Here is a 23379-nt window from a genome sequence, read left to right on the forward strand (position 1 = left end):
GGGCTCAGTTAATGGTTATGAATTAATAATCCCCTAATGTTTCTTTGTTCTGACTTAAAGCAGAAGCAAGCTGTTCATCATTAGGCGCAGTACCGTGCCATTTATGTGAACCTACCATGAAATCTACACCATAGCCCATTTGAGTACTCATTAAGTTTAAGATTGGTTTGCCTTTGCCCGTAAGTGATTTAGCATATTCCAGAGCTTTAACAATATCTTCCATGTTATTTCCATTAGAAGTGATTACATGCCATCCGAAAGCTTCGAATTTAGTCTGCAGGTTCTCTAATGATAATATTTTTTCAGTAGGACCATCAATTTGTTGTCCGTTATAATCGATTGTAGAGATCAGGTTATCAACTTTGTTGTGAGGAGCGAACATAATAGCTTCCCAGTTCTGGCCTTCCTGTAACTCACCATCTCCATGTAAACTGAAGACTAAAGAATGATCCTTATTTAGTTTCTTGGTTAAAGCTGCACCGATTGCAACCGACATCCCCTGACCTAAAGACCCTGATGCAATCCTGATACCAGGTAATCCTTCATGTGTAGTCGGGTGACCCTGAACACGAGAGTTTAATTTTCTGAAAGTAGCTAATTCGCTAACTTCAAAATAACCAGAACGGGCAAGCACGCTATAAAATACCGGAGAAATGTGACCATTAGAAAGGAAGAATAAATCTTCGCCTATACCATCCATCTTAAAATCTGTGGAATGGTTCATGGTTTCAAAATATAAAGCTGTCAAAAACTCTGCACAACCAAGTGATCCACCCGGGTGTCCGGACTGGCAGCCATGTACCATTCTTACAATATCTCTTCGTACCTGAGAAACAATGTCCTCTAATTCATTGATTGTATGTTTCATCTATTTATTTAATATCTTCTCAATTATTTATCTATTAATAGCAAATATAGTTTATTGCTATCATTTATTATGGAATGTAAAAGCGCTTTAATACGATTTAAATGTGATATTATATATTTACAACGTTTGAAATAACAGTGTCCTAAATATTTAATAACTCAAGTATTTGTGCCGTTGAATTTTTAGTGTCAACTTTCTTAATGATATGTGCGATTACACCATTTTCATCAATTACAAAAGTAGTACGGTTAGTACCCATATATTTTTTACCATACATGTTCTTTTCTCCCCATACCCCGTAAGCTTCCACAATCTTTTTATCAGTATCAGCCAGTAAGGTAAAAGGAAGACTATGTTTAGCCGCAAATTTCTGATGAGACTTCTCATCATCAACACTTACACCCAGTACAATAATATCTTTCGCTTTTAATCCCTGGTAATTATCCCTGAAATCACAAGCCTCAGCAGTACAACCAGGAGTATCATCTTTCGGGTAAAAATATAAAACCACTTTTTTACCTGCAAACTGACCCAGAGAGACTGTATTTCCATCCTGATCCGCTGCGGTAAATTCAGGGGCTTTCTGACCTTCTTTTAATTCACTCATAATTATTTTATAAAATTAATTGAATACGTTTTACTGTTTCCTTTCATGTCTTCCACAACCAGTTTCAACTGATGTTTTCCGGCTGGGGTACGTTCATCGAAAGAATGCCATAAAGTAGCAGTTTTGGTGTCAAATTCCATCAAAACCCAATTGCCATCAATATAGCCATTAAAGCTTTTAATACCTGAAAGGTTGTCACGGATTTTAAAAACCATTTTAGCTATACCACTCATGTTTTTGCCATCGGCGATGTTAACCGGGGTAATTGCTGGAGGGATAGTATCAACTGCAATGTAGAAACTACCGAAATTGCGAGGGGTAGCTTTCACATAACCATTCTCAAAAACTCCGCCCTGAGATGCGCCACTAGTGCTGACAATCAATGCTTTATCTTTCAATGCACCTAAGCGGGCATCAGCCCTGATCCATAAATCAAAACCAACATGTAAAGGAGTAAGGTTGTTGTGAATTTGATAAATTGGTGAATAAGCACCTCTTGCTGGTTCTGGTTTAACCTTATAAACTAAATTGAAATCATTGTATAAAGTTCCTTTTGGCAGCACTACTTTAACACCATCTGCGGCAAACTCATTCTCTTTGGCATAAAAGAAAGGTATACCATCAGGCTGATCAGGTGTAGAAATTAACGTCTGTCCATCCGATTTTACCGTAAATGGCAAAATGCTTTTATTTCCTTTAGCATCAGTTACCGTATATTTCAGTTCATGTACCTGCTGATCCTTAAATTCAATCCGGCCATTGTTGACCAGGTTGCTATAGAGCTGTAAAGGGTTTCCCGGATCTGTAAAACTTTTCTGGATACTCCTTTTAGTGGTCATGAAAGCTGCGTAATCAATATGTGAGTTAATCGCCTTGCTGTTTTCAAAAGCAAACTTCTCTAAAGAAGACGTGAAAACAGTTTTTCCATCCACTTCCAGTTCAATAGAATAGACCCCGTTAATTCCTGAAGCTCCATTATGCCTGTCTGTAGCGGTAATTCCGAATCCAACCTCACCACTGACCGTCAATGGTTCAGTTTTACCTATACTATATTTACCTGCTCCGCCAGTTACCTGGAAAAAAGTTTTAGGTGTATATTCATTAAAAGGTTTTTTATTCAGCTTATATAAGTATAAAGAATAAATAACCGGCGGAATATTATCAGGAATCTGGATCCCGAATAGCTGCGGATTAATTGTGTTTTCAGTTTTAGAATCCCTGATTTCAAAGTGAAGATGCGGGCCTCCCGAACTGCCTCTGTTCCCTGAATAGGCGATCACATCACCCTTATGTACCGGAAATAAATCTGCTGAAGGAAATTCGTCGAGTTCAAAAGTCTTTTTCTGATATTCCAAAGCCTTTACGGCTTCTGCAATTTTAGGTGCAAAACGGGATAAATGGCCATATACAGAAGTATATCCATTTGGATGTACCAGGTATAAAGCCAAACCGAATCCGCTGTTCTGAACCCTCATCCTGGAAACATATCCATCAGCAATGGCATGTACCGGATATCCTTCACGCTGATTAGTGCGAAAGTCTATACCCGAGTGGAAGTGATTCCCTCTAAGCTCACCAAAAGAACCCGCTAATGCCGGAGGAACGATATCCAGCGGCGGACGGAAATCTACCAGTGGATATTTATTGTTACTGAAAATTTGCTGGGCCTGAGTACTGATTGCAAATGTGACCAGAACAAACAGGAATATACTTTTTTTGATCATTAAACTTATTTTATATCGAAATTCAGAAACTGTTCTTTACCCATCCATGCTTCCAGTTTGTCACCCGGATGAACCTGACCAACCCCTTCAGGTGTGCCTGTAAAAATTAAATCTCCTTTTTTTAACGTGATGTACTGTGAAACGAAGGCTATAATCTGATCAAAAGAGAACAGGATATTTGCTGTATTTCCATTCTGACGGCTTTCTCCGTTTACTTTCAGCTCAAATGGTATCGCATTGACATCTGCAAGTTTAGTTTTTTGAATAAAATGACTGACAGCAGCAGAATTGTCAAAAGCTTTGGCCAGTTCCCATGGTAATCCCTTTTCTTTCAAGGCAGATTGAAGATCCCGCGCGGTGAAATCAATACCTAAACCAATCTCATCATAATAATTAGCAGCGAATTTCTCTGCAATATGTTTTCCTTCTTTATTGATCTTTAAAACAACTTCCAGTTCGTAATGTACATCTGAAGAGAATTCAGGGATATAAAAAGGTTTGTTATCCTTAAGCACTGCTGTTTCCGGCTTCATAAAGATCACAGGACTTGATGGGAGAGGGTTATTTAATTCTTTAGCGTGTGCAGCGTAGTTACGGCCAATAGCAATTATCTTCATTGTATTCAGGTATATAAAAAACGTCTATTATCTTCACATGCAGCTTGCATGATGCGTAAAAGTAAATTATATCCGGTAAAAAAAAGATTGATGCTGAAAATTAGCTGAGTTTAAACGGGTATTCAGCTTACAGAATAGAAATACGTTTAACGACAGTCTCTGAACCTGCAACAAAACGAAGGAAATAGATTCCGCTGTTCAACCGGTTAGGAATGGTGAATGTTTTAGTTTGTTCCCCCGCAGATAAGCGTTCATTAGATAAGGTTACCACTTCATTGCCTAACAAGTCCATAATCTTAATAGAAAGGTTAGACTCACGTTCCAGGCGGATTGTCAGATTAATCTGATCATCAACCGGATTAGGATAAACTTTAAGTACTGAAAGTATTTTATCTGGTCTGCCGCTGGCTGATCTGCTATGTGAAAGAAGACTATTATAAGGAGATAAAGATGAACCAGGCATATAACTTGGCTTGTAAGAAGGCACATCACCTCTGATTTGAGGAGTCCTGACAATTCTTTTGTATTTGGCATTGGTGCCTGTACTATCTGAACGCTGGGCAAAAACTGCTGATCCACAGCAGACACTGATGCAAAAAATGCAAATTATGTACAGAAGTGAGATCGTTTTAGTTTTTGTATTCATCTTATTGCAACAAAAGTAGTGAATAATTCTACACAATAATTAATCTTTTTGTACTCAGGACAATATTTAACACATTTTAACAGTTGTCGGTTTTTCTGCAGGAATGATATTGCTTTTTTTATGGTAAAACAGCATTTATTTAATTATATTGATTTGTTTTTAAAGTTATTGTTAATTTTTATATATTGTCCCCAGGTTTTATTCCCTATGCGGCTTTGAAATACCGGATAAAAAGATGTTAATTTCTGCTGCTGATTATTATTTGCATCTGAATTACGTTGTTAGACAGGATATTAATTTTTTATTCAGACTGATCACCTGCTATAAAAAGCTTAATTATTCTTATACATCATTGCGCATTCGTTTGTCCGGCACCACACAAATGTAAATTTAAATGAACATTTGGTCTGGATGATAAGGGATTAAAATCTGCTAAACCTAATCTTATGAAAAAAAAATGTTTACTCTTAGGTCTGGGCATCATTGCCGGGACGCTCACTTCACATGCCCAGTTTTCTATCGGACTGGAAGGTGGTTACAACAAAAACCACATCATTACCAATATCGGCTTCAGAGCTTTCACCAAGTATGAACCTCTGGATGGATTTAATATTGGGATACCTGTTAAATATGACCTGAATAATTGGTTTGCGATACAAGCAGATCCTCAGTTCATCCGCAAGAGTTACAAAATTGTGCGCAGCAGTTATTTCGAAGGTATTAACCATACGAACAAGAACAATTACATTCAACTTCCTGTGATGGCTCATTTCACCTTTGGCGGCCAGAAACTGAAAGGTTTCTTAAACTTGGGAGGTTATGTGGGGTACTGGTCTTCGTCCCGTATCAAAGGGACTCAGATTAACCCTTTTGCGAAAGACTATGATCTTCCGGATGATGCGCAAACCCCAAGTATCCTGGATGGTCAGCCTGGTTACAGCTATAATGAGAAGTTTATTTTTGACAGCCGCCGTGACCGCAGAATCGAATTGGGTGTACTGGCGGGAACAGGTGTAAGTTATCAGCTTAAACCAAGGTATGAGCTTTTTGCTGAAGCAAGGTATTACCGTGCATTAACCGATCAGCAGAAAAACTACATGCTCAATCAGATTCCACGTTACAATGATACCTATGTTATTCAAGTGGGCTGTATGTACCGTCTGGGTAAATAACAACGCTAATTTATTCATCATTATTACAATCTTATGAAATCAACCTATCTATTTTTATATAAAAATATGCTCCAGCTGGTACTGGGTATCTGCCTTGTGAGCGCATTGGCTTCCTGCCGTAAAGAGTCCCCTCAAATCAACGATCCTAAACGGTATCTTGAAGGTAGTTTCAGTGAAGCTTTTGAAGCTTACTGGAATGGAATGAATAATAACTATATCTTTTGGGATACTGATCCTACAAACTGGGATGAAATTTACCGTAAATATCAGCCGTTGTTCGCCAAAATGAATATCAATGATTCGACAGATGTCAGAAAATCTTATACTTATTTTAAAGAGATGACCTCAACATTGATCGATTCACATTATGCGCTTAGAATCAACAGTCCATATGTGATAGATTCAGCAACTTATATCAGCCCTTCTGATGCCAGACATCAAAAGAGCCCTGATTATCATGGTAACATTAATCCTAACTTTTTTTACAGTACTATTCCTCCAAAGTATCTGGATAAAGGATATGTCAGAGGTTTTGTCAACTTATCAGCTACAGATCAGTTCTTTGCTGTTGCGGGTAAGATTAAAGGCAATATCTTATACCTTCATTTTAATGAGTTCAGTTTAAATGTAATCAATGATTCTCCAACGCCTAACAATGCTCAGAAAGCATTGCAGTATTACTTTGATCAGGTAAAAAAACCGGAAGGCTTGAAAGGGATAATTATTGACGTCAGGAGTAATGGTGGTGGTTATCTTTCTGATTTAGATTTACTGGTAGGTGGTTTAACGGATAAGGAGTTTCCTATCGGTGCTACCCGTTCAAAAATTGGAAACGGAAGATTGGATTATACACCATGGATACCTGCAACGGTTCATCCGGGAAAAGATGCAAAGTTATTTACAGCTCCGATTATTGTACTGGCTGATCTGAACTCTGTAAGTATGGCAGAGATGACTACAATGGCTTTGAAAGCGATGCCAGGTGGCAATGTGAAATTTGTGGGTGAACGTACCTGGGGTGGTAACGGCCCGTTGTTAAATAACAATGATTATTATAACAGCGGACAGTTCAGAACTGGTTTCCTGAGTTTGGTTTATACTTCTTCAACTGCGTTACGCTATGTAGATGGAAAGTTATATGAAGGAATTGGTTTTCCACCAGATGTAGAGGTTAAGTATAATAAGGCTGCTCTGGATGTTGGTACTGATCCGCAGTTGGAAAAAGCGATCAGCCTGATTCCACAGTAAGAGATATAATCAGGTTATAAAAGCCGTCTTCTATGTTTGCAAAAACAGGAAGGCGGTTTTTTTGTGCGTTTACTGTTAATTTGACACGCTCTTTTGCAGGTGAAGTACAGGTCTGGCTTTTCTTTGTCTCTGATGATCTTAAGTTGGTTTCAGAAACGGAACATCTGGGAGAGTTTATAGTAAGTGCTTAATAGACAAATATAGTTATTCGGACATTTCGGATAACGGAAAATAGTACTTTTTGTATTGGGTATTTGGGGGTGGTCCAATGGATGGTCCAATGGGTAGCCCAATAAAATTCTAAATAAATATGTCTTTGATGTCAAAAGCATAGCTAACATTAAAACTATGCCTTTTTTAAACAGACTCCCGGTTATTTTAATTTAAAATCTTTGGCACTTTTAAGCATCTCTTTGCGCTCCATTTTATCATAAAAATATATTTTTGACGAATGTACGGTGCTGGCTTGAAGTGAAGCTGATTTTAGATCGCTTTTGTTCCTTTGATTGTTTGTTTGAGATGGATTTCCAAGTGCTATCTGTATCGCAGGGTCTGCCAGATCTCCGAAATTAAAAATTGGGTTATCGATCACAGATAAATTGGTAGAAAACCCATCGAAATAATTACCGTCATTATTTGCGTTTTTATCTTGATACATAGCTAAATACATATTGAATTTATCGATTTTGATGTCGAAAAAGCCGACAGGCTTTCCGTAAGTCCGCACATTTGTACCATCGCCAGATACACCAATCAACGTAACCTTCATATAAGGTTGTAAAATACTAATCAGCAATTCGCTGGCAGACGCTGTTTCCTTGCTGACAATAAAATATACGCTTTTTATAGATTTGATCTCACCCTGCTTTTCAAATAAAACCGTATTTCCTTTTACACTATAATCTATATCATTTAATGTGGCAAGCCTCCCATCTATATAGACCGGGTTCTCGTTTGCATCAAGTATAGGTTGATTTTTTAAAATGTCTGCTTTACCCCCCTGCATTAAATGGTTATAATGTTCCGTAAACATTGTTTTTCCATTTAAATTTGCGGGAATAATTTGATTTGCAATATACCTGCAGGTATTTTGATACCCCCCTCCATTATATCTCAAGTCTATGATTAGTTCAGATATATCTTCATTACCGAAATTATCAAAAACTGGATTCAGGTATCTGGCAGAAAGAGATTCATCCGTAAACCTTTTGTAGGCGAGGTAACCAATTTTTCTATTATTAATAGAGATCACCTTACTTTTAAGCACTGGGTTAGCTTCAAAAGGAGCTTGTGTAAGGCGGATATTTTTATTATTGATAACGGGTGTATTTTCAGATATCAAAACGATGTCAATAAATGCATTTTTGACCGAGGATTCAATAAAGCGATAATATATTTCATTCGTCTGAACCGGAATTCCATTAATTTTTATAATTCGATCTCCTCTGTTTAAACCAGCTTTACCTGCAGGAGAGTTCGGGTCAACATATAAAAGTCTGATCTCATTATCTGACACAGTGGCAAATGATAATCCAAAGTTATTAGATAACAGCACCGGCTGAACTTCATTTTTTGCAAAAGAAGATGTATGAAAATCTTCGGTAATACCGGAATATTTTGGTATGCCAGGATTACTCATATTTAGTTCAAAAGACACATTTGCAGCCGGATTTATAGCTGCTCTGGTCAAATCAAATATTTCTTTATTATACATGTCCATTTCGTGACCGGCACCTGTATAAAATCGGGAAGGCCTGAATGTTGCAAAGGAAGGAAGCTGCTCATTCCAGAGATATATTTGTTGAGCATATAAGTATATTGAATCTAAGTTTGATGATATTCTTTTCTTATTTATCTGTGTTATTGTTGTCTCTTCGACGGGATTCTTTTTACAACTGACAATCAGCAAAGTGAAAGTTAACAGAAGTAACAATGAGTTCATATTTATTGTGCTTTGGTAGAATATATTTTTCTTCATTTTATTGTAATGTACAGTTTAGTACAGGTATTGGTTAGGAATGACACTTTCTGATAGCTGATGAAAATACATTATACCCCTTGTTAATTATAAGGGAATATCTTCATTCACTGTTATAAAATTCGACATAATTATTGATTCCCCAATGAAGTTGTATTACGTCATTGATTGGAATAAAGGAACTTAACCAGCGTAGAAGAGATGTTGGTGGAAGAGAGTTCGCTTTTGATAGATGAGGACCTTTTGTTTTCAAACTTTCCATTATAGCCTTTTAACAGCGCATAAAGGGGGGCTTAGACTAAAACTAATCTGTTTTTTGGCGAAGAAGCCCGGTTTTTTATCCATTTTTTTTATTGACCTGGTAAATTAATTAACATAAAAATAATTAAAACATATTGAAAATATAATATAGCTCATAGTTTATGATAATTAAATTAGCAGGATAATAAATTAATTAATAATTCTTTAAAAATGAAAAAAAACTATCAAATTTTACAAATGGCAATTTGTTTTGCCGTGTTAATTACTTTTTCCTGTAAAAAAAACAACGATAATGTTGGTGAGGATAAAGGAACATATCTCGCTCCCAAGGGTTATGTGTCACAGTTTAAAGGTTTTCCAAAGTATCCTTATAAACCAATTGAAACTGATGTTTATGATAAACAAGCCATAGTCGATATTCAAAATAAGGTAAATCGTAAAAAACAAAACTCAGTAGATTTTATCAGGGACAGTGTATGGATGAGTGGGGGAGGGAAAACCGCCTTTTACGAATCCACAGAAATGCCTGCAGTTACTGAAGAGATTAGAAAACAGGTATACCTGGGTGCAATTGTAAGAGGTGATATGGCTGGAGATCCAAAAGACTTCATTCCGGTCGCATTATCTGCTGAAGAAAGGAACCCGATTACCATGTATGCTAATTTCCCTACAGATAGCATATCAAGAACAGTCAGCATCCTTGGGCCCAGTATAGACAAATCATATATAAGGGCAGCTTTAAAGGCAGGATCCGGTGAGCAGCTGCAGTCTTTTAGTTATGAAATGACTTCATACCGAAAATTCGACGAACTTAAACGTTCATTTGGAGCTAATGTTGACATCGGTGGTTTATTTAAGTTAAATTATTTAGATACAACTGTCCACCAAAGTACACAAACCCATGTAATGGCCTCTTTCACACAAGAAAACTTTTCACTTAACATAGAGCCACCTATTTATAAACCATTCCTGAAAGACCCTGTAAACATGGCTAAATTTGGTGGATACGATCCTTTGATTGTCAGTTCAGTTACTTATGGCAGGAAAGGCATTCTGATCATGGATTCAGATTCTTCTTATAATATGGTACAGAAAGCATTATCACTTGTGTTTACAGTTACCATTGATGTTAAAAATCTATTGGGAGGAAGACCTGATGCTTCCGTGCAGCTTGGCCCTACGCTCAAAGCAGAGCTGGGTTTAAGGCTGAGCAAAGAGCAAAAGGAACTTTTGCAGACCGCTCATGTAAAAATGTATGTATTAGGCCCGGATGGTAAAAGCATAGGAGCAATCGTTAAAGGACTTGAGGGCTTTGCTGATATTATGAGCGGTGGAGGTGTGTTTTCTGCGAATACTTATGGATCTCCGTTATATTATACGCTTAATTATTTAGGCGACTTCAGGACTTTCAGAACGAAATTCAAAATCAATACTCCAAATAATTAGATAGAATATAATCTGTTTTTAATGAAAAAATCTCTATATCTATTTTTTGCTTTATCAGTGTTACTTAATTTATCCTGTAAAAAGGATAAATTAAGTAACACTGATCCATATGATGATAAGCGGACAGCCCTTTTATCTTCTCATTTTCAGGATTTAAAAATTGAAACCTTCAGCCCGGTTTATTTAGGCAAGAGCAGTTTAAAAGATTTGCTCGACCAAAAAAAAGAAACGAACTAATTAAAGTCAGAGATAGTTTATGGCATAATTCGCTGGGAAGGTCATCTTTTTATCAATCCGACGAGATGATTGTGACTCCGGACAACAGTTCTTATATTTATCCTGGATCTATTATTAAAGCCGCGTCGGTTAACTCCGGAATTTTTGAACCATTAACCGGATTCGCTGGAAAGCCTATTAACGTGGCACTATCCTTTCCTTCAGGCAAATCTTATGGAGTAATTGATTATCCTGCACTATCCAGCAGCCGGGTATTTCTGCGAAATGCATTAATGGATCCGGATTTTTCGGGCACCCAGCTTGTAGATTTCTTATTCAATGCATCTTCTTTCACCAATTATAACGAGGTAAAACTTGCTTATGGTTACAATATGGATGAGAAAGCTTTGTTTTATTCTGTAAATACCTCATTCAATTACAACTCTAGCCGAACGAATTATTCAACGGGGATGATGGCTACGTATACTGTAAAAAATTTCACTTACAGCATGTCAAACCCTACCGAAAATGAACTTATTGATCGCGCTGCATTGCCTGCAAACATTTTCGAAGGTGTATCTCCGGTATTCATCAACTCAGTAACCTATGGCCGCTTTGGCTTCTTCCTGATAGAAACCAATAACACGAGTTCCCAGATGAGGAGCGTATTTGAGAAAATGGTGAAAAAGATTTTTAAAAAGACGGATGAGAACATGACCCAGGAAGAAAAGCAGTTAATCGGCACCTGCAGGATCACATTGAATCTGTTGGGTAAACCAGGCGGTGGCTCGATTACCAAACTTCTGACCAATCCGGACTCTGATGCGTTGTCTAACTTTATTTCCGAAAACCTGGGTGTCTTTACCGCAAAAGATCCTGGTGTACCCATTTCATTTACTGCGAAATACCTAAAAGATAACACTTTATTTAAAACAGTATTTCATCTGGATTTTCCCTACTAAGAAACTGACTTCATTCATCACTAACAAAATTTTATGCACCGCATTTCTTTCTCATTATACGCAACAATGATACTGCTATCTGTCCTTATTTACAGTTGTAAAAAGAATAATTTAAAGCGCATTAGCAGTGGCTTGCAGTCGGGTTTAAAAACTCCGGAAATACCCCGGTTCTCAATGCGGGCCGGGCACTACAGTGATCCGAAAAATATTAACGGAATACTCAGCAAGAGTAAATTAAACGATGCTGCCACTTTTGATAACCGGAATCCATGGACTACTTCGAGCGTAAAGCCTGATGGCCCCGGGAGGGTGACCAATGGGTTTGACCTTACGGGTAAGGAAGATCCCAACAAAGTTTCTTATCTGCAGGCATTTAAAAGTAATGTATTTGTGATTGCAGACAATCAAATGTCGTTGAATATTTTCCCTGGGGCAATAATCGATGGTGGAAGTATTTCTGCCAATGGTTATTATGAACCCCAAATGCAAAAAGGTATAGAAAATAACAAGAGGCCGGTAACGGTATCTACCTCTATTCCAGTTAGCCCGGACAATACCGTCAGAACGTTTTGGCCAAGGCCCAGTAATGACAGGGCTTTTCAGAGACAAGCACTAAGCGAACTCGAAAGGCTCTATCCGGGAGAGACAGGTATTAGTCGCCTGCAAGTAGAAATTGACACTTTTTCTGTTTATGAGGAATTGAAGACCCTGTATGGTTACAACAAGAACATTGGCCTTTTTATTGCGAATTATGGTAAGAATTCTACAGAAAACACGCATACCATAGCCACAAGCTCTGCCATTAAAATAAAGTTTTATCAGGAACATTTTTACATGGACGTAGATGGTAATTTACCCGCACAAGGCGAGCTGATAGATTTCAATGGTCTGGACCAATCTGTTTTTGGTGGCACTGAGCCCTGTTATGTGAGTAGGGTTGCCTATGGAAGAATGGGGATTATGCTCATCGAGTCAACTTCCAGTGCCTCTGCTTTGTACAATGCAGTAAATAAACAAGTACAGATCCTGGAAGGTGTGGTGGGGGTAGGTACACACTTAACCGCGGAGGAAGAAAGTGTGATCAATCAGGCTAAAATCAGAGTCAAATTCACCGGGCTCGGTACTGATAAGGATAAACCAACAGACGTTTTTGGAGTAGCAGGTTTCATAGAAACTTTGTCTGCCAATGCATCATATGATAAAGACCATCCAGGCATTGCTATTAGTTACCAACTCAAAACAATCAGGGGCGACAAACTGATTGAAGCTCCATTTGATATCAACTACGGAAGCTATGATAAGCCATATGCCAGAATTGAATATAGAAATATTCAAAGATCTAACGAAAAGTTCTCAAGTACTAGTTTTTTAGATCAGATAAAGGCAGACCTTGTAATCGCTTGCTATTCTTCACCATTGTGTACCCCGGAATCTGAATTCCAGGCACCAAATTTCATTTCGTTCAATTATAAAATTATATCTAATAATTATACTTACGACCCGCAAGGTCATTCACCCGATGACGAGGATAATAAGTATACTATGAATTATAGTACAAATAATAAACAAAAAACTAAACCACTATTCTTAAACCGGGCAGACCCATATCTGAGGTATTACGGTAGTTATCTTAATCCAAAAATAAGTAAATACGAATCACAGGCTTGGTTACTTGATGGGACGGGGTATTTCCTGGCAGATAAGTCTGGGAGTCCATATGGATGGACACTTCAATTATAGTCCCTTTAAAAATCAGGTTTCATTACCAGGTGTAAATCATTATTGTATTGCTTTATACAGACGATAGTGGAAAATGGGATTTGAGTGAAAACTCAAATCCCATTTAGTTTTTAGCTAGTTAACGCTTACCGCATTATTCTTCACATTCAGCTTACTATGGTGGAAACCATATAAGAAATAAACAACCAGTCCGATCACCAGCCAGATGCCGAATCCGATCCAGTTAGAAATACCCAGCTCACACATCATGTACAAACAGCTCAATAAACCCAATACCGGGATCAGAGACAAGTTATGTGTAATACAGAAATAAGTGATCGCTACGCAAATAAAGAAGAAGATCCACATTGGGATTTTGTGTTTAAACAAAGCCCAGCCGCTTTCAAATTTCTTATCGGCGCTCACTGCACTCTTCTCCATAAAACTCTTGTACTGCTCCTTACTTAGCCCATTTAAATAAGCCTCAGCATCAATATTCTTTTCCATCACATTGGATACCTTCTGTGCTGCAATAATCTCTTCCTTCACACTATTCAATTCAGTTTTATCAAGCGAAGTAATAAAGCTGACCGGATCATGAACCTTAGTCTCATTCGTAATAAAAGAAGTCATTTCCGCCTTAAAAAAGATGAAACCTGAAATAATCGCCCCAATAAAGATCACAGGAATGATAAACTTTGAATTGACATAAGGAGTCTTGAACTTACCCCTTGGAATATCAGTTTTGTTCTGTAACACCAATACTCCTGCACAAACCAGTACAAAGGCAAACAGCGTACCTATAGAACATAAATCTGTCACAATAGTGAGGTTCATGAACAAAGAAGGAACAGCTACTACAAAACCAACTACAATAGTTGCGAATGAAGGCGTTTTATAAACAGGGTGGATCCTGGAAAATCTTTTTGGCAATAAACCATCACGGCTCATGCTCATCCAGATTCTTGGTTGGCCCATCTGGAAAACAAGCAATACACTCGCCATCGCAAATACCGCACTTACCGCAATGATTCCACTCATGAGTTTCAGGTTGATATGATCAAACACAAAGGCCAGCGGATCACCCACAGCCAGCAGATCATACTTCACAATACCAGTCAATACCAGCGCAATCGCTACATAAAGAACAGTACAGATAATAATCGCCCACATCATCCCTCTTGGTAAATCCCGCTGCGGGTTTTTACACTCTTCGGCAGTGGTAGAAATTGCATCAAAACCAATGTAAGCAAAGAACACGGCAGAAACTCCTTTAAGAATACCAGAAACACCGTTTGGTGCAAATGGATTCCAGTTTTCGGTATCGACATAGAAAACACCGACAGAAAGTACCAGTAAGATGACTGCAAGTTTCACAATAACCATCGCGTTACTGGCATTCTTAGATTCTTTCATCCCTCTGTATACGAGCCACGTAATCAGAATAATAATCCCTAAAGCAGGTAAATCGGCTACAATATGGAAACCACCAATGGTAGGGGCAGTGGCCCAGGCATTGTTCGCAATACGGGTGGCATCATCCAGGTTCGCAAAGCTTTTACCTGCATTCAGCATGGCTTCGGCATGATTATGCCCATTAAATGCTGTCAGGTAATCCATTGTCATCCAGTCCGGAAGGTTAATTCCGTTGATACCTAATGCCGGTATTCGGATCGAGGAGAGTAAACCTGTAAAATAATCAGACCAGGAAATGGCGACGGTAATATTTCCAATCGCATATTCCATAATGAGTGACCACCCAATAATCCAGGCCACCAACTCTCCAAAAGCTACATAAGAATACGTATAGGCGCTTCCGGAAACAGGAACCATAGAAGCAAACTCTGCATATGCAAAGGCGGCAAAACTACAAGCTACAGCCGTAAATATAAATAAGAAGATCACAGCAGGACCGCCGTCGGCACTAGCCTTTCCGATTGTACTGAAAATTCCCGCACCAATAATGGCGGCAATTCCAAAAGCAGTAAGATCTCTTACACCCAGTGTTTTATTTAGAGATGCGCCATGATCACCATAGCCCTTTTCGGCATCTTCTAATATTTTAGTGACAGACTTTTTTCTGAAAAGATTTTCAAACATAATGGGCAAATCGGTTAGATGGTTTCAGGTTAGCTTAACGCCTGTCTGAAATACAGACAGGCGCCAATTGGCTCAAAGTATAAAAAATTAATCTAATTTATCTAATTCATCCTTTACAAAGGAAGCCAGCTCTTTAATATATCCACTGCTGAAATCGAATTTAATACCCGCAGTTTCATAAATTTCATTCATTGGTTTAGTATAACCCAAAGCTAACGCATCCAGATATTGCTGTAACGCTTTTTCAGGATTCTCTTTGTAATTTTTCCAGATCGCAATCGCACCTAACTGTGCAATCGCATATTCTATATAATAGAAGGGAACTTCAAAAAGATGTAATTGTTTTTGCCAGATGTTACCAAACTCCTGCTCCAGACCATCCCAGTTAGAGAAGCCTGCCCCAAATCTTTCATAGATCTGTTTGAAAGCTACTTCTCTGTCGGCAGCATTATTTGTAGGGTTAGTATAAATCCAATGTTGGAACTGATCAATCACCGCTACCCATGGTAAAGTTTTCAGTACATCCTGCAACTGCTCTTTTTTAGCACGGACCAGATCGGCAGGGTTATCAAAATAAATATCCCATTGATCCATTGAAATCAATTCCATACTCATAGAAGCTAATTCTGCAACTTCCGAAGGACAGTGTTTAAAGTCATTCAGTTCCAGGCTGGCCGTCAAAAAAGTATGAATCGCATGGCCGCCTTCATGAACCATCGTAGTCAGATCTCTCAGTGAACCTGCTGAGTTCATGAAAATAAACGGAGCACCCGTCTCTGCCAGTGGATAGTTGTATCCTCCCGGAGCCTTACCTTTTCTGCTTTCTACATCAAACAGGTTATTCGCTTTCATGATCGAAAGCATGCGGCCTAATTCAGGATCAATCGCAGTAAAAGCAGCAATAGTTTTGTCAATCAGTTCTTCACCATTTTTGAATGGCTTCAAAGCGGCTTTACCAGAAGTACTGACTTCCATATCCCATGGCTTCAATTCTTCCAGGCTTAACGATTCAGCTCTTTTCTCTGCCTGCTCCCTTAATATAGGTACGATTTCATTTTCTATTGCTTCATGGAATGCATAACAATCCTTTGCGCTATAATCGAATCTGCCCAAAGCCTGGAACATATAGTCTCTGTAGTTTTCAAATCCTGCATTCAGCGCTACCTCATGACGCATGGCTATCAACTCATCAAATACAATATTTAAAGCATCTTTATCTACCAGGCGGCGTTGCTGGATAGTTTCCCATGCCTGCTGACGCACTGCTCTGTCTATATCTTTCGTTAAAACAGCTGCCTGTTCTAAAGTATATTCCTTGTCATTGATCACCACACTCATGGCACCAGTAGTGGCCTGGTATTTTTGCTGGGTAATTTGCAGTTTCGTAAACAGCTCAACGTTTTCTTCTCTGTAGATCTCCAGTGCTTTTTTAATCGCCCGTAAATAAACAAAGTATTTAGTCTGGTCCAGCTCCTCAATAAACGGACTGTCTACCAGTTTTTGATTTAATAAATTTGCAACAGGAGAGATCTTCGGCTCAATCTCTGTAGCGAAATATTGAAAGCTGCCTACCAATTCTTCATTGGCAGTATCACAGCTCATTTTGATATATCTCCAGGCAAAATCTTCTTCCAGTGCAGCTTCAAATTCACTTTTGTCTTTAAGCCATTTTTCGAGCTCACCGGCATTGGTAATTTTTCTGTCTAATAATTCATCCAGCACAGGAGAAAGGTTTTCCCATTTAATCTCCAGTGTCTGCGGGATATAAGTCCTGATTTTTTTCGTAATGATAAGATTGCTCATCGGTCTAGAATTTTAAAATTGTTCTTAAAAAAGCATCGAGCAAAAAGCAGGCTGCAAAAATCACAGAGGCGAATCCATTGGTGGTCGCAAATGCTTTGTTCACTTTACTGATGTCATTAGGCTTAACCAGCAGGTGCTGATAAATCAGCATTGAACAAAAGAAGGTTACGCCAATGTAATAAGCCCAGCTGAAAGTAGAAAATACGATCGGTAAGATCACACAGATCGCAGACAGGACATGTAAGAATTCAGATAATCTGAGTGCTTTTTTTCTGCCCAGGGCTGAAGGGATCGAGTGTAATTTCTCTCCTTTATCAAACTCTTCATCCTGCAGCGCATAAATAATGTCAAACCCGCTTACCCAGAATAATACAGCAAGCGAATAAAGCACAGGAACCAATGCGAAATGACCGGTTACAGCAATATAGGCACCAATAGGAGCAAGCGATAAGCCCAGTCCGAGTACCATATGGCATAATGCAGTAAATCTTTTGGTATAGCTATAAAACAGGACGACAAAAAGTGCAACGGGAGAGAGGTACAGGCATAATGGATTAATGAATGCTGTGGTAACGATGAAAAGCACGCAGTTCACGATTACAAAGATCAGGGCTTCATTCGCGGAAACTTTTCCTGCTGGAATATCGCGCATGTTCGTCCGCGGATTCTTTGCATCAATGTCCCTGTCCAGATACCTGTTAAACGCCATGGCAGAATTTCTGGCGAATACCATACAAAGGAGTACTAACAACAAAATCACCCAGTTGAAAGGATGATCTGTAGTGGTAACTCCTAAAAAAAAACCAATCATCGCAAAAGGTAGTGCGAAGACTGAATGTGCAAAAAGCACGAGTGAAAAATACTTCTTCATTTAAATTGTTGTATTAATCTTCTTCTGGCGTCAGGATAGGCATTGCAAAATCAAGATTGGTCTGATCAACAAAGTTCAGAATCTCATCTCTTCCAACTAACTTCTCTGCTGAGGTTGTAAATATTGGTGGAATTTCTTCAAACCATCCTGAAAGTTCTTTTTTGAAGAGTGCTATATTCTGGTGTGTTTTTGAAGTAGACTGCTTATCGGTCTTGGTAAAGGCCAGCACAAACGGGATCTGGATCTCTCCCATCCAGCAGCAGAACTCAATGTCAATCTTTTGTGGCGGAATACGACTGTCAATTAAAACGAATACACATTGTAAACTTTCTCTTTTAGTGATGTAATTACGGATAAATTTTTCCCAGCTTTCACGGCTGTTTTTAGAAACTTTCGCATATCCATAACCTGGTAAATCGACGATATACCACTTCTCGTTGATCAAAAAGTGGTTGATTAACTGTGTTTTTCCTGGTTTTTGAGATGTTTTTGCCAATCCATGCTGGTTAACAAGCATATTGATCAGGGACGACTTTCCTACGTTTGAGCGGCCAATAAAAGCATATTCGGGCATGTTGGCTACTGGCAGTGCCGAAATCTTGGTATTACTGCAAATAAATGTTGCTGATTTTATAATCATTTGACAAAGGTAGAAAATTAGTTTTCAACAATACTTATCTTTGCGACACACCATGAACGAAAAAATAACTCCATACCAATCTGCTACGATCACGAAAAAGGAGCAAGTGACCACAATGTTTGATAATATTGCTGGTACTTATGACTTCCTGAATCATTTCCTTTCTGCAGGAATAGACATTCTATGGCGTAAAAAGGCCATTCGTGAATTGTCAGCACTGAAGCCGCAACATATTTTAGATGTAGCTACAGGAACGGGTGACCTTGCTTTTGAAGCGATCAAAATACTTCATCCTAAAAAAATTACAGGTGTAGATATTTCTGCCGGAATGCTGGAAGTAGCCCGTAAAAAAATCACGGACCGTAATTTACAGGACATTTTCAGTGTAGAAATCGGAGATTCTGAAGGTCTTAAGTTTGAAGACAACCATTTTGATGCGATTACGGTGGCCTTTGGCGTCCGGAATTATCAGGATCTTGAAAAGGGATTGTCAGACATGCTGCGGGTATTAAAGCCGGGTGGAAAAGTTGTGATCCTGGAGTTTTCAAAACCTGTGGCATTCCCGGTAAAACAACTGTATAATTTTTATTTCAAATCTATATTACCGGTTTTCGGGAAAATATTCTCGAAGGATGCCAGAGCGTATACTTATCTGAATGAATCGGCAGTTGCATTTCCCGATGGAAAGTCTTTTATTGCGGTGATGGATAAAGTGGGTTACCAAACAACTAAACACAGACCACTGACCTTTGGGATCAGTACAATATATACCGGAATAAAGGGTTAAGCCATTCAGATGAAATTAAAAATAAGCCTGTTTTTTGTTCTTCTTTTTTCAGTCGCTATTGCCAGAGCTCAAAACTGGGGTGGTGGTGTTGATGATGAGAATGTACACTTTGGGTTTACTTTTCAATATACCGGGTCTTCTTATAAGGTTAAGAAAAAGCAGAACTGGAGAGATCCTTATCAGTCAATGGCTGATCCGTCCAGGGGGGCGATCACGGATTCACTGAATGCGATGTACGGTAAATCTTCTCCGGGATTTGGAATCGGTTTTATTGTCAATGGCAGGGTTAATAACCATATTGATGTCAGGTTAACGCCAACACTGGTTTTTACAGACAGGCTGATGGAGTATGAATATGGACCATATGCGAATATTGGAGGTAATCAGTTCAATAATCCGGCTTTAACCAATACGATTGAAAAGAAAGTAGTTGCTACGATGGTTGAATTTCCATTGGGCATTAAAATCAAGTCTGACAGAAGAAATAACTTCAGGGCTTATATGTTATATGGGGCAAAGTATTCAATAGATATTGCTTCCAGAAAAAAATCGGACGATTCACAATTAGATGAAGAGTTTAAATTTCTGAAAAATAAAAAAAGCTACTGGTCTTTAGAAGCGGCTTTCGGACTGGATCTGTATTTCGAGTATTTTAAAATGTCTCCTGAAATCAAACTGTCTTATTCACTGAATGATGTTTTAGACAGAACAGAGATTAATCCGTATAACAATCCAATCGATAAATTTATGTTGCGTCATGTGACATTCAGTTTATTCTTTGAATGATGTAGCCTGAGCGAATTTTAATAGCTTTGTTTGAAAGGGTAAATATCACACTCACCTGGAGTGAGTAAACAGGCCCGCTAATAAAAATTGATTATGAAAACTGCATTAATAACAGGCGCGACTTCAGGTATAGGAAAAGCATGTGCACACTTATTTGCACAACAAGGATATCAACTGGTACTGGTAGCCAGAAGAGAAGAAAAACTTAAAGAAGTTGCTCAGCATTTAGCAGATAAATATGCAGTAGAGATTCAAATACTGATTGCAGATGTCAGAGATAATTCAGTATTGAAGGAAGTTTTTGAAAGCCTGCCTGAAGACTGGAAACAAATTGATGTCCTGATTAACAATGCAGGTTTAAGCCAGGGGCTGGATCCGGTTCAAAATGGAGATACCAGTGATTGGGATACCATGATAGATACCAACGTAAAGGGTTTGCTTTATGTGACTAAAATAGTTTCCAACTGGATGATCGCAGCTAAAAAAGGACACATCATCAATATTGGTTCTATTGCAGGTAAAGAAGTTTATCCGAACGGAAATGTTTATTGTGCAACAAAACATGCAGTGGATGCCCTAAATAAAGGAATGCGCCTGGATCTGCTTCCGCATGGTATCAAAGTGACTGCAATAAATCCTGGTATGGTAGAAACAGAATTTTCTGTAGTCCGTTTTAAAGGAGATGAAGACAAAGCGAAAAAGGTATATGAAGGATTAGAACCTTTATTGGCACAGGATATTGCTGATGCCATCTGGTTTGTAGTTAGCCGTCCTGCACACGTTAATATAAATGATATGCTGATTATGCCAACTGCACAGGCATCAGCAACGGTAGTCAATAGAAATTAGAATAAAAAGCTTAAAAAATATGGTATCTGCAATTATAGATCAGGAAATAAAAAAAGCAATGTTAGCTAAAGATCAGGCTGCATTAAGAGGTTTACGCGCAATTAAAGCTGCATTATTAGTAGCAAGAACGGAAAAAGGATCGGCAGAAGAAATTACTGAAGATGCGGAAATGAAAATTCTTCAGCGTTTAATTAAACAAAGAAAAGAGTCTTCTGATATTTACAAACAACAAGGCAGAGAAGATCTGGCTGTAATTGAAGACGAAGAAATTGCAGTAATCAGTCAGTTTATGCCACAACAATTAAGCAAAGAAGAAGTAGAAGTTCTGATTGCTAAGCTGATAGCAGATGCTGGTGCGGTGACTGTAAAAGACATGGGCCGTATTATGGGGCTGGCAAATAAAGAACTGGCTGGCAAGGCTGATGGCAAATTGATAGCTGAAATTGTTAAAACTCAATTGGCATAAATTGTGTTAGCTAGTATCTGTAAAGAATTATTTTTTAAAAATAATAGTTTTTTTGTTTAAAATAAATTCAGGCGACTAACTTAGTAGCGTATCTTTAGCAACAATGATGAACCGGACACCATTGTGTCAGTAACCATTCCGGGAAACATTTACAGAAATATATACATACATGAAATACGAAGTAATAGAAGAGGATGGGTTTAAGTATATAGAGGCCGGAAAAGGCGAAACCCTGGTATTACTTCATGGTTTGATGGGAGAGTTGAGCAATTGGGAACCGGTTATTGATCATTTCAAGGAGAATTACCGTATACTAGTGCCAATTTTACCTATATATGAATTGCCTATCCTTACTCTGGGAGTTAAAAGTTTAGCAAAGTACATTCATAAATTTATAAAGTTTAAAAAACTCGGGCAGGTTGTACTGATCGGAAATTCATTGGGCGGACATCTTGGGCTTGTAGTTACCGCTGCACATCAGGAAAGCGTAAAAGCGTTGGTGTTAACGGGCAGTTCTGGTTTATATGAAAATGCTTTTGGTGGTTCTTTCCCAAAAAGAGAGAGCTATGATTATATTCGTGAAAAAGTAGAATTTACCTTTTATGATCCCTCTATCGCCACGAAAGAAATGGTAGATGAGATATTTAAAACGGTTAATGATCGTTCAAGAGTTATCCGTATTCTGGCTTTGGCAAAATCTGCTATCCGCCACAATATGTCTAAGGAACTGAATAAAATTACGATCCCTGTTTCTTTGATCTGGGGAAAAAATGACCAGGTAACTCCGCCGGATGTAGCTGAAGAATTTCATCAGCTGCTGCCTAACTCAGAGTTAAACTGGGTTGATCAATGCGGGCATGTTCCGATGATGGAGCATCCTGAAATTTTTAACACCTATCTGAGTACTTTCTTAGATAGAATTTTACTGAAATAACCATGTTTGCATCTGAACTCATATCAAATTCGATCCTGCCGCTACAGACTTCTGAAACGGTACACACTGCTTTGGATAGAATGGGTGAGTTCAAATTGAACCATTTACCGGTATTGAACAATGGCCAGTTTCTGGGCATTGTGGCTGAAGATCATCTGCTGGAAATAAGAAATGTGGAAGAGCCTATAGGAAATCTTTCTTTAACTATTCTTAACCCATTCGTTTATCAGGATGTTCATGTGTATGATGTGATCAGAATATTTGATCAGCTGAAGCTTTCTTTAGTACCGGTACTGGATTATCAAAAGAATTATCTGGGGGTTATTTCTATACATGACTTATTAAAGTATACTTCGGATATTTTTGCAGTTAAAGAACCAGGAGGAATCATCGTTCTGGAAATTAACAACCGTAATAATTCTTTGTCACATATGGCTCAGATTGTTGAAGGTGATAATGCACAAATCTTATCCTCTTACGTGCAGAACTTTCCAGATTCTACCCGGTTAGAGGTTACACTGAAAATTAATAAAACTGAATTATCCGGAATCATATCTTCTTTTGAAAGATATGATTACCAGGTTAAAGCTGTTTTTAACAGCACCACTCAGGACAACGGAACGGAAGACAGATATAATTTGTTAATGAGTTATTTAAATGTTTAATTCATTCCTGTAAC

General features: G+C 38.3%; 21 protein-coding genes. 11 read left to right on the forward strand and 10 right to left on the reverse strand.

The window, feature by feature from the left end:
* Window positions 1-22 precede the first annotated feature (22 nt).
* From AB3G38_RS20715 to AB3G38_RS20735, 5 genes are all read right to left on the reverse strand, one after another.
* Window positions 23-868 carry a transketolase gene (locus AB3G38_RS20715; RefSeq protein WP_367865626.1) on the reverse strand — a complete coding sequence of 282 codons (846 nt, stop codon included), beginning with the start codon at window positions 866-868 and terminating at the stop codon, window positions 23-25.
* 142 nt (window positions 869-1010) lie between these two features.
* Window positions 1011-1475: a thioredoxin-dependent thiol peroxidase gene (gene bcp, locus AB3G38_RS20720; RefSeq protein WP_367865627.1), complete on the reverse strand. Its 465-nt coding sequence runs from the start codon at window positions 1473-1475 to the stop codon at window positions 1011-1013.
* 2 nt (window positions 1476-1477) lie between these two features.
* A complete protein-coding gene (locus tag AB3G38_RS20725; protein WP_367865628.1) occupies window positions 1478-3199 on the reverse strand; it encodes a M23 family metallopeptidase in 1722 nt (573 codons plus the stop codon).
* Between the two features lie 5 nt (window positions 3200-3204).
* Entirely contained in the window at window positions 3205-3816 is a 612-nt protein-coding gene (locus tag AB3G38_RS20730) for a fumarylacetoacetate hydrolase family protein (protein ID WP_367865629.1), read from the reverse strand.
* Window positions 3817-3943: 127 nt separating this feature from the next.
* Window positions 3944-4462 (reverse strand): T9SS type A sorting domain-containing protein, encoded by a 519-nt coding sequence (locus AB3G38_RS20735; RefSeq protein ID WP_367865630.1) that lies wholly within the window; start codon window positions 4460-4462, stop codon window positions 3944-3946.
* A gap of 446 nt (window positions 4463-4908) precedes the next feature.
* Here AB3G38_RS20735 and AB3G38_RS20740 point away from each other — a divergent pair, with 446 nt between their 5' ends.
* Window positions 4909-5634, forward strand: a complete 726-nt coding sequence (locus tag AB3G38_RS20740; protein ID WP_367865631.1) for a porin family protein — start codon at window positions 4909-4911, stop codon at window positions 5632-5634.
* A 33-nt stretch (window positions 5635-5667) separates the two neighbouring features.
* Window positions 5668-6882, forward strand: a complete 1215-nt coding sequence (locus AB3G38_RS20745) for a S41 family peptidase (RefSeq protein WP_367865632.1) — start codon at window positions 5668-5670, stop codon at window positions 6880-6882.
* A 373-nt stretch (window positions 6883-7255) separates the two neighbouring features.
* Here the strand turns inward: AB3G38_RS20745 and AB3G38_RS20750 are convergent, their stop codons facing one another.
* Complete coding sequence (locus tag AB3G38_RS20750; RefSeq protein ID WP_367865633.1) at window positions 7256-8596, reverse strand: S41 family peptidase; 1341 nt, start codon at window positions 8594-8596, stop codon at window positions 7256-7258.
* 735 nt (window positions 8597-9331) lie between these two features.
* Between AB3G38_RS20750 and AB3G38_RS20755 the strand changes: the two genes are divergently transcribed.
* From AB3G38_RS20755 to AB3G38_RS20765, 3 genes are all read left to right on the forward strand, one after another.
* Window positions 9332-10567 carry a hypothetical protein gene (locus AB3G38_RS20755; RefSeq protein WP_367865634.1) on the forward strand — a complete coding sequence of 412 codons (1236 nt, stop codon included), beginning with the start codon at window positions 9332-9334 and terminating at the stop codon, window positions 10565-10567.
* Between the two features lie 302 nt (window positions 10568-10869).
* Window positions 10870-11745, forward strand: a complete 876-nt coding sequence (locus AB3G38_RS20760; RefSeq protein WP_367865635.1) for a thiol-activated cytolysin family protein — start codon at window positions 10870-10872, stop codon at window positions 11743-11745.
* A gap of 66 nt (window positions 11746-11811) precedes the next feature.
* Window positions 11812-13485 (forward strand): hypothetical protein, encoded by a 1674-nt coding sequence (locus AB3G38_RS20765; protein ID WP_367865636.1) that lies wholly within the window; start codon window positions 11812-11814, stop codon window positions 13483-13485.
* Between the two features lie 114 nt (window positions 13486-13599).
* Here the strand turns inward: AB3G38_RS20765 and AB3G38_RS20770 are convergent, their stop codons facing one another.
* The 4 genes from AB3G38_RS20770 to yihA form a co-directional block, all read right to left on the reverse strand.
* Complete coding sequence (locus tag AB3G38_RS20770; RefSeq protein WP_367865637.1) at window positions 13600-15564, reverse strand: amino acid permease; 1965 nt, start codon at window positions 15562-15564, stop codon at window positions 13600-13602.
* Between the two features lie 87 nt (window positions 15565-15651).
* Window positions 15652-17367 carry a M3 family oligoendopeptidase gene (locus AB3G38_RS20775; RefSeq protein WP_367865638.1) on the reverse strand — a complete coding sequence of 572 codons (1716 nt, stop codon included), beginning with the start codon at window positions 17365-17367 and terminating at the stop codon, window positions 15652-15654.
* A 4-nt stretch (window positions 17368-17371) separates the two neighbouring features.
* A complete protein-coding gene (locus tag AB3G38_RS20780; RefSeq protein ID WP_367865639.1) occupies window positions 17372-18238 on the reverse strand; it encodes a UbiA-like polyprenyltransferase in 867 nt (288 codons plus the stop codon).
* 13 nt (window positions 18239-18251) lie between these two features.
* Window positions 18252-18878, reverse strand: a complete 627-nt coding sequence (yihA, locus tag AB3G38_RS20785) for a ribosome biogenesis GTP-binding protein YihA/YsxC (RefSeq protein ID WP_111634701.1) — start codon at window positions 18876-18878, stop codon at window positions 18252-18254.
* A gap of 52 nt (window positions 18879-18930) precedes the next feature.
* Between yihA and ubiE the strand changes: the two genes are divergently transcribed.
* From ubiE to AB3G38_RS20815, 6 genes are all read left to right on the forward strand, one after another.
* On the forward strand, window positions 18931-19665 hold the full coding sequence (gene ubiE / locus AB3G38_RS20790; RefSeq protein WP_367865640.1) for a bifunctional demethylmenaquinone methyltransferase/2-methoxy-6-polyprenyl-1,4-benzoquinol methylase UbiE: 735 nt from the start codon (window positions 18931-18933) through the stop codon (window positions 19663-19665).
* A 9-nt stretch (window positions 19666-19674) separates the two neighbouring features.
* Window positions 19675-20451: an outer membrane beta-barrel protein gene (locus AB3G38_RS20795; protein ID WP_367865641.1), complete on the forward strand. Its 777-nt coding sequence runs from the start codon at window positions 19675-19677 to the stop codon at window positions 20449-20451.
* Window positions 20452-20544: 93 nt separating this feature from the next.
* Entirely contained in the window at window positions 20545-21300 is a 756-nt protein-coding gene (locus AB3G38_RS20800) for an SDR family oxidoreductase (protein ID WP_367865642.1), read from the forward strand.
* 19 nt (window positions 21301-21319) lie between these two features.
* Window positions 21320-21766: a GatB/YqeY domain-containing protein gene (locus AB3G38_RS20805; RefSeq protein ID WP_367865643.1), complete on the forward strand. Its 447-nt coding sequence runs from the start codon at window positions 21320-21322 to the stop codon at window positions 21764-21766.
* Between the two features lie 169 nt (window positions 21767-21935).
* Entirely contained in the window at window positions 21936-22700 is a 765-nt protein-coding gene (locus AB3G38_RS20810) for an alpha/beta fold hydrolase (protein ID WP_367865644.1), read from the forward strand.
* A gap of 2 nt (window positions 22701-22702) precedes the next feature.
* Window positions 22703-23365 carry a CBS domain-containing protein gene (locus AB3G38_RS20815; RefSeq protein WP_367865645.1) on the forward strand — a complete coding sequence of 221 codons (663 nt, stop codon included), beginning with the start codon at window positions 22703-22705 and terminating at the stop codon, window positions 23363-23365.
* Window positions 23366-23379: the final 14 nt, after the last annotated feature.

Source organism: Pedobacter sp. WC2423, from assembly GCF_040822065.1.
GTDB lineage: Bacteria > Bacteroidota > Bacteroidia > Sphingobacteriales > Sphingobacteriaceae > Pedobacter.

Excerpts from the sequence above, each read along its gene's own strand:
- AB3G38_RS20775 (WP_367865638.1), bottom strand. The coding sequence starts at position 17,367 with ATGAGCAATCTTATCATTACGAAAAAAATCAGGACTTATATCCCGCAG.
- ubiE (WP_367865640.1), top strand. The coding sequence starts at position 18,931 with ATGAACGAAAAAATAACTCCATACCAATCTGCTACGATCACGAAAAAG.
- AB3G38_RS20735 (WP_367865630.1), bottom strand. The coding sequence starts at position 4,462 with ATGAATACAAAAACTAAAACGATCTCACTTCTGTACATAATTTGCATT.
- AB3G38_RS20810 (WP_367865644.1), top strand. The coding sequence starts at position 21,936 with ATGAAATACGAAGTAATAGAAGAGGATGGGTTTAAGTATATAGAGGCC.
- yihA (WP_111634701.1), bottom strand. The coding sequence starts at position 18,878 with ATGATTATAAAATCAGCAACATTTATTTGCAGTAATACCAAGATTTCG.
- AB3G38_RS20715 (WP_367865626.1), bottom strand. The coding sequence starts at position 868 with ATGAAACATACAATCAATGAATTAGAGGACATTGTTTCTCAGGTACGA.
- bcp (WP_367865627.1), bottom strand. The coding sequence starts at position 1,475 with ATGAGTGAATTAAAAGAAGGTCAGAAAGCCCCTGAATTTACCGCAGCG.
- AB3G38_RS20780 (WP_367865639.1), bottom strand. The coding sequence starts at position 18,238 with ATGAAGAAGTATTTTTCACTCGTGCTTTTTGCACATTCAGTCTTCGCA.
- AB3G38_RS20770 (WP_367865637.1), bottom strand. The coding sequence starts at position 15,564 with ATGTTTGAAAATCTTTTCAGAAAAAAGTCTGTCACTAAAATATTAGAA.
- AB3G38_RS20760 (WP_367865635.1), top strand. The coding sequence starts at position 10,870 with ATGATTGTGACTCCGGACAACAGTTCTTATATTTATCCTGGATCTATT.
- AB3G38_RS20800 (WP_367865642.1), top strand. The coding sequence starts at position 20,545 with ATGAAAACTGCATTAATAACAGGCGCGACTTCAGGTATAGGAAAAGCA.
- AB3G38_RS20745 (WP_367865632.1), top strand. The coding sequence starts at position 5,668 with ATGAAATCAACCTATCTATTTTTATATAAAAATATGCTCCAGCTGGTA.
- AB3G38_RS20815 (WP_367865645.1), top strand. The coding sequence starts at position 22,703 with ATGTTTGCATCTGAACTCATATCAAATTCGATCCTGCCGCTACAGACT.
- AB3G38_RS20765 (WP_367865636.1), top strand. The coding sequence starts at position 11,812 with ATGATACTGCTATCTGTCCTTATTTACAGTTGTAAAAAGAATAATTTA.
- AB3G38_RS20750 (WP_367865633.1), bottom strand. The coding sequence starts at position 8,596 with ATGTATAATAAAGAAATATTTGATTTGACCAGAGCAGCTATAAATCCG.
- AB3G38_RS20730 (WP_367865629.1), bottom strand. The coding sequence starts at position 3,816 with ATGAAGATAATTGCTATTGGCCGTAACTACGCTGCACACGCTAAAGAA.
- AB3G38_RS20795 (WP_367865641.1), top strand. The coding sequence starts at position 19,675 with ATGAAATTAAAAATAAGCCTGTTTTTTGTTCTTCTTTTTTCAGTCGCT.
- AB3G38_RS20740 (WP_367865631.1), top strand. The coding sequence starts at position 4,909 with ATGAAAAAAAAATGTTTACTCTTAGGTCTGGGCATCATTGCCGGGACG.
- AB3G38_RS20805 (WP_367865643.1), top strand. The coding sequence starts at position 21,320 with ATGGTATCTGCAATTATAGATCAGGAAATAAAAAAAGCAATGTTAGCT.
- AB3G38_RS20755 (WP_367865634.1), top strand. The coding sequence starts at position 9,332 with ATGAAAAAAAACTATCAAATTTTACAAATGGCAATTTGTTTTGCCGTG.
- AB3G38_RS20725 (WP_367865628.1), bottom strand. The coding sequence starts at position 3,199 with ATGATCAAAAAAAGTATATTCCTGTTTGTTCTGGTCACATTTGCAATC.